Below are 10,072 nucleotides of genomic sequence, written 5' to 3' on the forward strand. Positions count from 1 at the left end.
CCAGGAGGGGAATGTGGGGAGATGGGGAGATGGGGAGATGGGGAGATGGGGAGATGGGGAGATTTTTATTAAGGATAATTATCCGGAATTTATATGATAGCGCTTCTAATACCTATCAGGTACACAGGATTTTTTCCCTGTTCCCTGCTCCCTGTTCCCGATTCCCGATTCCCGATTCCCGATTCCCGATTCCCTGTTCCCTAAAACCCAAAATTTGTACCTCACCGAAATAAGAATTGCTATATAATTAAACATCAAATGAAAACGACCGAGTTAGTTTCAGCAGCAACTACTTGCCAGACCGAATCAACCAAACCAAACCTACCTCAGACACCGATAGTAGATGCTATCGATTTGAATACTGACCATCAAATCAAACAAATACTGCCTCAGTCTATCCACTTTATCTCTGGTCTACCTCGCTCTGGGTCAACTCTGCTAGCAGCATTGCTGCGCCAGAATCCCCGCTTTCACGCTGCCATGACTAGTGCTGTAGGAGGGTTGGTCAATTGCCTCCTGGAAAGAATGAGCAACAGTGAGGGAGCGATTTTCATCTCCCCAGAGCAGAGGCGTGACATCCTCCAGAGTCTATTTGCCGCCTACTACCGCCGCTCAGTAGAGGAGCAACAACTTATCTTTGATACCAACCGCCTCTGGTGCAGCAAACTACCTTTGATTAGTGAATTGTTCCCCAAATCCAAGATAGTGTGTTGTGTCCGTAACGTAGCTTGGATCATGGATAGCTTAGAACGCCTGGTACGACGCAACGCCCTGGAAGTTTCTGGTTTGTTCAATAATCAAGAAAATTTCACTGTCTACAGCCGCACTGAAGCCCTATCTAAAGGCGATCGCCTAGTGGGATTTGCTTACAATGCCCTCAAGGAAGCGTTCTACAGCGAACAGGGTAATAAATTGCTGCTGGTAGACTATGAATTGTTGACCAGGTGTCCAGCAGATACCTTAAACCTAATCTACCAGTTTCTAGGAGAAGAGCCCTTCGAGCACAATTTCGAGCAGGTAGAATACGACGAACCGGAATTCGATGCCAGGCTACGAACCCCAGGATTGCACAAGGTACATCGCCGGGTGGAGTTTATTCCCCGGCGCACAGTCTTACCACCAGATTTGTTTGACAGGTACAGCAAACTGTCATTTTGGACTGACCAGACTAACAGCTTGAGTAATGTTCTTCGGTTCAATCCTGTAAAACAATAGTCTTAGGTGAGATGGGAGTATTGGTAAAGGGGGAAGTTGGGGCAACGGATGGGAAGATGGGGAAGACTATAGCGGTGATATCAATCATGAAAAAATTAATCAACCATCCCGATAATGTTGTCAGAGAAAGCCTAGAAGGCATGGCTATAGCTCATCCTGACCTGCTCAAAATTAATCTTGACCCCCCCTTGATTTACCGTGCTGATGCTCCCATATCAAATAAAGTAGCGATTATTTCCGGTGGTGGTAGTGGTCATGAACCCTTGCACGGGGGCTTTGTGGGTGCCGGAATGTTAGATGCGGCCTGTCCCGGTGAAGTGTTTACCTCTCCCACCCCCGACCAAATGCTAGAAGCTGCCAAAATAGTCAACAGTGGCGCGGGGGTTCTTAATATTGTCAAAAACTATAGCGGTGACGTCATGAATTTTGAGTTAGCTGCGGAATTAGCTATCTCAGAAGGCATCCGAGTCCTCAATATCCTAATTGATGATGATGTAGCGGTTAAAGATAGCCTCTATACTCAAGGCAGGCGGGGGGTAGGGACGACATTATTAGCCGAGAAAATCTGTGGCGCTGCTGCTGCTGCTGGTTATGACCTCAAACAACTGGCTAATCTCTGTGGCCTGGTTAATCGTAATGGACGCAGCATGGGTATGGCCTTGACATCCTGCACACCTCCTGCTAAAGGGAGTCCCATGTTTGACTTGGGGGAAGGGGAAATAGAATTTGGGATTGGCATTCACGGGGAACCAGGAAGAAAACGAATGTCCCTCAAATCAGCAGATGAGATAACTGAAATGCTAGCGCTATCGATTATTGAAGACCCTGCCTATACGCGCACAGTGCGAGAGTGGGATGAAGATAAAGCAGAATGGACAGAATTTGAAATAACTGACCCCCCTTTTCAGAAAAGCGATCGCATTCTAGCATTCGTGAATAGCATGGGTGGTACTCCCCTGTCGGAACTATACATTGTCTATCGCAAATTAGCCCAAATCTGTGAACAAAAGGGACTGGAAATCGTGCGTAGTCTGATTGGTCCTTATATTACGTCTCTAGAAATGCAAGGCTGCTCGATTACCCTACTCAAAATGAACGATGAGCTAATTAAATTCTGGGATGCACCAGTCAAGACACCAGCCCTACGTTGGGGACTATGATTGGTATCATATCGGGGAGCATCAGTATTGTAAACCTTAGCTAATTGCTCATTGCTCATTGCTAATTGCTCATTGCTACCCTGAGGCTCTGACCCCCTGACCCACTCTGCGACTATGGTAACGGTAACTAAACATCAAATTCTACAGTGGTTACAAGCAGTCGCTACTGTACTCGAACAAAACAAGGACTATCTAACCGAACTTGATGCTGCTATTGGTGATGCTGACCACGGTATTAATATGAATCGTGGCTTTCAAAAGGTGATCACTGAGGTTCCTAAAGTCGCAGATAAAGACATTGGCAGTATTCTCAAAACCGTCAGCATGACTCTAATTTCCACTGTGGGAGGTGCCAGTGGACCACTTTATGGCACTCTATTCTTGCGCTCAAGTGCAGCAGTAGCAGGAAAGCAAGAACTGACACAAGAGGATATGGTAAAACTATTCCAAGCAGCAGTGGAGGGGGTCGTCCAGCGAGGTAAAGCCAACTTGGGAGATAAGACCATGTTAGATGCTCTATCACCAGCAGCCAATGCCTTCGCACAAGCTGTAGACAAAGGAGACAGTATCTTAGAAGCCTTGCAACAGGCTGTCAACTCAGCAGAAGAAGGGATGAAAAATACTATTCCCTTGGTGGCCAAGAAGGGACGAGCCAGTTATTTAGGGGAGCGCAGTGCTGGACATCAAGACCCTGGTGCTACGTCAGCCTATATGATTCTCCAGACACTGCTAGAAACTATTGCGTAATACAGGGAGTAGGGAGTAGGGAGTAGGGAGTAGGGAGTAGGGAGTAGGGAGTAGGGAGTAGGGAATAGGGAATAGGGAGTAGGGAATAGGGAGTAGGGAGTAGGGGTAAGAAAATTGACTTTACCTCATAAGTAGGAGAAACGCTCTAGTCAACTTTTAACTTTAGTAACTTATTAATAACTTAAGCGATCGCATCTTATTGAAGGTCAACCTTCAACCTTCAACCTTCAACTTTCAACCTTCAACCTTCAACCTTCAACCTTCAACCTTCAACTTTCAACCTTCAACTTTCAACCTTCAACTTTCAACCCTCACTCAACCGACCCTCAACCGACCCTACGGGAACGCCAAGGGCGAACAGCCCTCAACCAAATTTGACGATTATAGCTTGCACCAGCTGAATAATTTCAAAGGTCACGAAGACGCTGAGAATAATTGTCACTAATTTATTCAGTATCGGTATGTTGCCATACCCAAACCAAGAGGCAACAAACTTGATTAACACCATACAAATAGCACTAATGATTAAAAATTGCAGGATTGCCATAGTTTGATTCCCTGATTAACACGAAACAAGTCAGTAATTTAGTCTATTCCCTATTCAATAACGATTCCCCTAATTACAAGGAAAATTTTATAAAAATCTTAAACAATTAATCAAAATTCACCCTATTGTGATCCGTAGTATATTCCCCTACCATTGGTACCAATAAAAACCAGTCCGAACTCCTGCTTACTCGCCTCCATCACACCAGGTCTATTGCCAATTGGTCGGGAGGGATCGCCCATCCGTGTCCACGTGCGTCCCATGTCAAGAGACTGGAATATTCCTGGTTCTTCGGCACGGCTTTTGGCTGAGCTTCCTGAAGTCCCTGTAGCTTCCCGATTCCTAACCCCATTCTCAACATTGGGAACATTTCCATCAATATTTCCATAAATATACAGTGCTGGAGTGTCGCTGCCCTGGGGTGCTTTACCAAAGGCAAATAGGTGAGCTCTGGTTACTGAAGGCAGCTTGACGAATGAATTACCGCCATCGGTAGAGCGATAAAAACCCTTACGGTCTAGACTCAGCCAAATTTCGCCCTTAACCCCTGGCACCGTTTTCAGGGAATGCCAACCTTCATTGCGAAGTGAATCATTCACAATTTGAAAAGATGAGCCGCCATCATTGGAACGATAGACTTTGCCTTTAGCATAGTAATAAAACGTGTTGCCATCTACAGGGTCTGCCGCTAAAGATTGAGACCAATTCCATGGACCACCGGGACCATTGGGTAATCCTGAAACCTTTTGCCAGGTCATCCCTCCATCGGTAGTGCGCAGGGGCTGACCTTGACTAACTGTCACAACAAATAAATTGGGGTTAGTAGCAGACATAGCGACCCGCATCGGCATCGTATTGTCTGGAAATGAGGCAAACTCTTGCCATGTCAGACCACCATCGGTGGAAGTGGCTCCAGTATAGGTTGAATTCCAGCGGTAACCACCAACCCGAACCATCTGCAAGGGTTTAGTTTCACAATAAGCAATACTATAGGTATCTTGGAATGACTTACCGGGCTCCCCCAGACCAAGTCGTTGAGAGGGGTAATTATCTAATCCTTGGTTATGGTAGAAACCATCCACATCCGCCACCCCACTTACCAGTATCGGACCACGGGGTGGTGAAACCAGAGTGAACGGAACCACTTCCTCGTGTCCAGCGGCATAGTTAGTCCAAACAACGGGATTAGCATTAAGATCGTCTGTCCGCCATACACCGTACCAATCCGTAAACCAAACTCTTCCCGGTACTTTCGGGTCAAACTCCATATCTGCCATATGATTAGCAAAATACCTCTTCTGCCACCAGGGAATAGTGTTGTTAGCAGAAGACTGCTTCTGTTTCCAGGTAGTGCCGCCATCTAGGGAACGGTAGAATTTGGTTTTTTGTGTGCGGTTTAGGGCAACTAAGATATCCTCAGGATTAGCAGGATTGACACTGAGCGTACCAAAAATGCGATTAGATCCCCCTGGTTTCATGGTTTTCCAGACACCATTGCCATACTTGTGGACTCCAGGATTACTGGTACTGGTGACGTAGAGGATATTCTTGTTTCCCACAGCCATGCGATTGACTGTTTTTGGGCTACCAGCTACCTGAGTCCAGCTGACCCCAGAGTCAGTAGATTTGTAGATGCCATCTCCATAGGGCGAAGCATACACTAAGCCCGGTACCTGTTTATCAAAGACAATCCCTGTAATACCAATTTTGTTATTTGGTTTACCTGCAAAAGAGGTGACGTTTTCCCAGGTTGCACCAGCATCCGATGATTTCCAGAGTCCATCTTCTCTAGAGCCGAAGAGGATAATATTGGAATTGAACGGATCAACAGCTAGTCTCTCTCCTAGCCATTTTTTCTTGTGGTTAGCCCCCATCTTGAGCTCTAGGTTCAACTTTGTCCAAGTTTGTCCTTTATCGGTAGATTTAAATAGTGCTCCCGGTTCAGCCCAGGGATATTTTCCAGCCGCAATATAGACAATCGTTGGATCATTGGGATCAACAGCCAGTGCTTCTCCTCCATAGTAGTTTCTATCAGAGAAGGGAAAGTGTTCTGTCAGGGGAATCCAACGTTGCTTCGCCTCATCCCAACGATAGAAGCCACCAACATCAGTCCGAATATAAACTAAGTCTTTTTCCAGTGGATGGAGGTAAACACCAGTGACATAACCACCACCTCCGATCGCTACATTAGTTGTTCCTAGGCGGATGTTTGTCTGGTATTTCCGAGAGTTAACTACCTCAGCGTGTCCTGAATTTACCTTAACGATATCAGTGACCAATACAATTGACCCCAGCATCATCAAACTAGTCAGGATCATCAGTCCTAGAGTAACCCTTTGCCTAAACCAACGGTTTGGTTGGGTAATCGCTCGAATCCGGTGATTGGGAATCCACTTAGCAAGGGTTAGACCAATCGCAAAAATAAATAAGCATAAAAGCACCCTGAGTGCGATCGCAAGCAAGTCAATCATAGAAATAATAGATCAGCAACTTGGACAAGACTTCCCCAGTAACTCTACTAGTAGAGTACTTTAATAACCAACCGTACTATTTATAGCGATTTATAGGGATTTATAGGATTTGTTACCCAGTTTTTCCTAAATCCTATAGAATACACCTGTATTTTCTAGCTACTGCTAAGGCGTAGCAAAGAAATTCCAAGCAGAGTCTTCTTCACAGATTCTCGTAAATTCCGTATCACTGAGTGGAGCTAACCCCTGTAGCCAACTGTTAAGTTTAAAAATCTTTAAACCACACTGGTTGACTAGCAAATCATACATCATAGCTGGCGTTATTTTATAATCAACCATGCCACTACGACCAAATTCAAAGACTAGGTAAGGCTTGTGGGTTTTTAAGGTTCGGATAGCACCTTTGAAAACCTGAAAATCTGCTCCTTCTGCATCTACCTTAATGAAATTAACCTTGAAGTCAGGTTGAAGGATGTCATCAAGTTTCTGAGTTTTGATGGCAATGGATTCTGTTGTAGCATTGTTATAGCCCCAATGGGTGTAGTCTCTTTGTTTTAGACCACTAAGTGCTGGGGCATCAACAACATGCCAGAACGTGGTTTCTCCCTCTAAATCACTCAAAGCAATTTGCCTAACATCAACCTTTGGGAAGCGTTTTTGCAGCCGAGTAGCCAGCCGGGGGAGCGGCTCAAAAGCATAATGATGACCGAGGGGAGCCAGTTGGCATATTTTTGTCAACACAGTCCCCATGTTGCCACCCACATCGATACAGTTGGAGGATTTGTCTAAAATCCGCTTCATAATCTGATAGACATAGGTGTCATCTTGCCTGCTGGTCAGGATATCTTGGCTAGGAGGCTTGATCACATCAACAATACTTCTTGCCGCAGACTCAAACGGTGTGCCAATCAATAACTCTTTCAGGTGAGTTTTTATGGTTAAAGGTAGATTCATTTTGTACCCGCGTATAAACCTTAGCTTTTAGTTTATAACAGAAAATAATCAGGGTTGAGCAGTTTTATCTACAAAGTTTATAAAAACTTGACAAAGTGTTTGTAAAGCGCCCTATCAAAGACTAAGCTTGCTCCTGAGAAATTCGGCGCTTTTGTGAAGCTCCTGTCGTTTTTAAAGCCACAGCTTCCATCTGCTGGTAAAGAGTTTTAGGTAAAAGTCGGAGCAAATAAGCAGCAGCCCCGGTCAACAGAGTACGAAGCGGTTCCTCTAGCAAAATACGCCAGTAAGTCCCTAAAGCCTTATTAAACAATTCTGTTGCCATCAAGCCTTCTTTGATGCTGAGGGCACGTCGAGCACCAAACCGTAAATAATAGGCGCGGGCTGGTTTTTCACATTCAGCAATTACCTCTGGAGCATAGGCACGTGTTTTCTCAATCACCTTTTCTAGAGAATTTATATGCTTGAGTATACTAGCTGAATGCCCTTGTGAATGAATACGATATAAAGTCAGCGGCTCTGGCAAACCTTCCATCTGCCAATCAGTTTTAATCGCCATGCGCAGCCAACATTCCACGTCTTCGATATTCTGCAATTGAGGATCAAAATAAGCATCCTCCCTAGCCTGAGGCTGTCGGTATCGAATTGCTTCAAACACTTCTCGCCGAATCACTGGTGTTGAACCATTTCCAATCGGATTACGACACATGATATAATCTGTAGTTATATCTTTAGTTTTGGCTATTTGATAGATTCCTAACGGAGTTCCTGTTTCATCAATGAACGCAGAATAGCTAAAACTGACTCCTACATGGGGTGATGTTTCTAGATGCCAAACATGCTTTTCTAGCTTTTCTGGAACCCAGAGGTCATCTCCATCTAAGAAAGCGATATACTCTCCTTCAGCATGGCGAATCCCAGTGTTTCTAGCCGCTGATACGCCTTGATTATCCTGACGAATAACTTTAATTCTTGGATCGTTAATTTGTTTACAGATTTCGATACTGTTGTCAGGAGAGCCATCATCAATCAGTAGCAACTCAAAATTTTTATAGGTTTGGGCGAGCACAGATTCTACTGTGGCTGCTATGTATTTTTCCACGTTATATACTGGAATAATGACCGATACTTTGTTCATTGTAGTTCGCACCTTGAAATTAGTTAAGCATGCTAGAAAAGAACAAGGTCAATAAAGATATAATTACCAACCCTAAAACCTCTTATAGAATAAGTTTATTCTATAAGTTTAGTTAATTTTTAATGTTTAATTTTGAATTACGCGCAGCGGTACTAATTTTGGACAAGAGGCTGTTTTTTAACATTTTTGAGCAGCTTAGAGACAAGCAATTCAATTTGAGCATATAAAGACTTAGGTAATAACCAAAGCATATAAGCGGCTATTAAGGTTAAGATTGTTCGCCGTGGCTGTTCTAGTACGATAAGCCAGTGATTGGATAATGATCGATGTATAAGTGTCACAGCATCTGAACCTACTTTAAGACGAACAGCACTCCTAGCCAAGTACCGCAATTGGTAAGCCCTAGAAATGTTTTCCCATCGGCTGGTCAATGTGGGAGCATAAGAACGGGTCTTTTCAATCATTTGTTCCAAGGACTCGAACTGCTTGAAGAAATTAGCTGACAACCCTTGTGTATTAATTCGATAGAGGGTTAATGGTTCAGGTATTCCCTCAATTTTCCAGTCAGTTTGAATAGCGATGCGAAGCCAACATTCAAGATCTTCAGCACGACGGAAGTTTTCATCAAAGTAATAATCTTCTGTAGAGCCGTAAAGATTATCCTGATACTTAATTGTGTCAAAGACTTCCCGACGAACTACAGCAGCCGAACCGTTCCCGATCGGACTCTCTCGAAACAAATCAGATATAGTAATATTAGTGAGCTTAGGCATTAGATAGGCACCCATAAAATTTCCAGCTTCATTAATCAAAGCAGAACGGCTAAAACTAATCCCGATATCTGGGAATTTTTCTAAGTGTTCAATATGTCTTTCCAGTTTTTGAGGTAACCACAAGTCGTCTCCATCTAAAAACGCTAAATAATCTCCTTTGGCATGGCGAATTCCTGTATTTCGCGCTCCAGCAAGTCCCCGATTAGTTTGATGAATAATCTTAATCCTTGGATCGGATAATTGCCTACAAATGTTTATACTTTTATCGGGAGAATCATCGTCAACAATCAACAGTTCAAAGTTTTTATAAGTCTGCTTGATAACCGACTGTACTGCGGTAGCAATATACTTTTCAACGCCGTATACTGGGATAATTATCGAAACAGTTTTCATAGGGTAAAATTTTTGATGCTGTTACAGATGCGCTATAATACTTATGGGTATAACTATTGCTAATTAATTGAAAATAGTTAATTGAAAATAGTTATGAAAGCAATTTTTCATAAACTTAGATTAAATAATCAGGTATAGAGTTCTTAGTAATTCAAACTATGCTTCTTTTGTATATGTCTAGTTTGGGTTCCATTTTAACCTTAAACTTAGATCTAGCAAGTACTTTGGGGCGCTTGTTGCCACCCATATAAATATAAATAAAATTTATCAGTTTTTTGAGAATAGTTTTTGTCTAATTATAGTTTTTGTTTAATTGTAAAATATACTGTCCAGTAGCATTAGTACTATATACTACAGTTGTATAATAAAGCGAACGCCACAAGTAGACAAGTAAGCAATATGATGATTTCAAGATGCCATGGCTGTCAGCTTATATAAAAGCGTTATAACCAGACTTTATAAAAATAAATTCTACTTAAAAAGTATAGCAAAAAAAACTGTCTAGGGAGAGATTTAATTTATAAAGACTAGACATAAGTTTCACAATTAGTAGACAGAAATTTTACAATTAGCTACAACTCACAAAATATCCAATTTCACTGTCTTGATGCGGTCGATAATGGGGAGGGGCTGTGTGGGTAACCTGCTGAGGGGGTGACAACAAGGGTAAAAACTAT

8 protein-coding genes and 1 pseudogene are annotated in these 10,072 nt (G+C 43.1%); 4 read left to right on the forward strand and 5 right to left on the reverse strand.

Features of this window, described 5'->3' with window-relative positions; translation table 11 throughout:
• The 4 genes and pseudogenes from AC4II3_RS28070 to dhaL all read left to right on the forward strand — a co-directional run.
• A pseudogene (locus AC4II3_RS28070) lies at window positions 1-233 on the forward strand (hypothetical protein); the annotation flags it as partial.
• 25 nt (window positions 234-258) lie between these two features.
• On the forward strand, window positions 259-1,215 hold the full coding sequence (locus tag AC4II3_RS28075; protein ID WP_488017010.1) for a sulfotransferase family protein: 957 nt from the start codon (window positions 259-261) through the stop codon (window positions 1,213-1,215).
• 86 nt (window positions 1,216-1,301) lie between these two features.
• Window positions 1,302-2,375 carry a dihydroxyacetone kinase subunit DhaK gene (dhaK, locus tag AC4II3_RS28080; protein WP_488017012.1) on the forward strand — a complete coding sequence of 358 codons (1,074 nt, stop codon included), beginning with the start codon at window positions 1,302-1,304 and terminating at the stop codon, window positions 2,373-2,375.
• 114 nt (window positions 2,376-2,489) lie between these two features.
• Window positions 2,490-3,122, forward strand: coding sequence for a dihydroxyacetone kinase subunit DhaL (gene dhaL, locus AC4II3_RS28085; protein ID WP_488017008.1), 633 nt, complete (start codon window positions 2,490-2,492; stop codon window positions 3,120-3,122).
• 364 nt (window positions 3,123-3,486) lie between these two features.
• Here dhaL and AC4II3_RS28090 read toward each other — a convergent pair whose 3' ends face one another.
• The 5 genes from AC4II3_RS28090 to AC4II3_RS28110 form a co-directional block, all read right to left on the reverse strand.
• Window positions 3,487-3,669 (reverse strand): hypothetical protein, encoded by a 183-nt coding sequence (locus AC4II3_RS28090; protein WP_488015651.1) that lies wholly within the window; start codon window positions 3,667-3,669, stop codon window positions 3,487-3,489.
• 122 nt (window positions 3,670-3,791) lie between these two features.
• The gene (locus tag AC4II3_RS28095; protein ID WP_488015653.1) at window positions 3,792-6,140 is read right to left on the reverse strand and encodes a hypothetical protein; all 2,349 of its coding nucleotides are present in this window, start codon (window positions 6,138-6,140) and stop codon (window positions 3,792-3,794) included.
• Window positions 6,141-6,305: 165 nt separating this feature from the next.
• On the reverse strand, window positions 6,306-7,094 hold the full coding sequence (locus AC4II3_RS28100; protein WP_488015655.1) for an FkbM family methyltransferase: 789 nt from the start codon (window positions 7,092-7,094) through the stop codon (window positions 6,306-6,308).
• A gap of 121 nt (window positions 7,095-7,215) precedes the next feature.
• A complete protein-coding gene (locus AC4II3_RS28105) occupies window positions 7,216-8,229 on the reverse strand; it encodes a glycosyltransferase family 2 protein (protein WP_488015657.1) in 1,014 nt (337 codons plus the stop codon).
• 152 nt (window positions 8,230-8,381) lie between these two features.
• Window positions 8,382-9,395: a glycosyltransferase family 2 protein gene (locus AC4II3_RS28110; RefSeq protein WP_488015659.1), complete on the reverse strand. Its 1,014-nt coding sequence runs from the start codon at window positions 9,393-9,395 to the stop codon at window positions 8,382-8,384.
• Between the last annotated feature and the right edge of the window lie 677 nt (window positions 9,396-10,072).

It is taken from the genome of Moorena sp. (genome assembly GCF_982860115.1).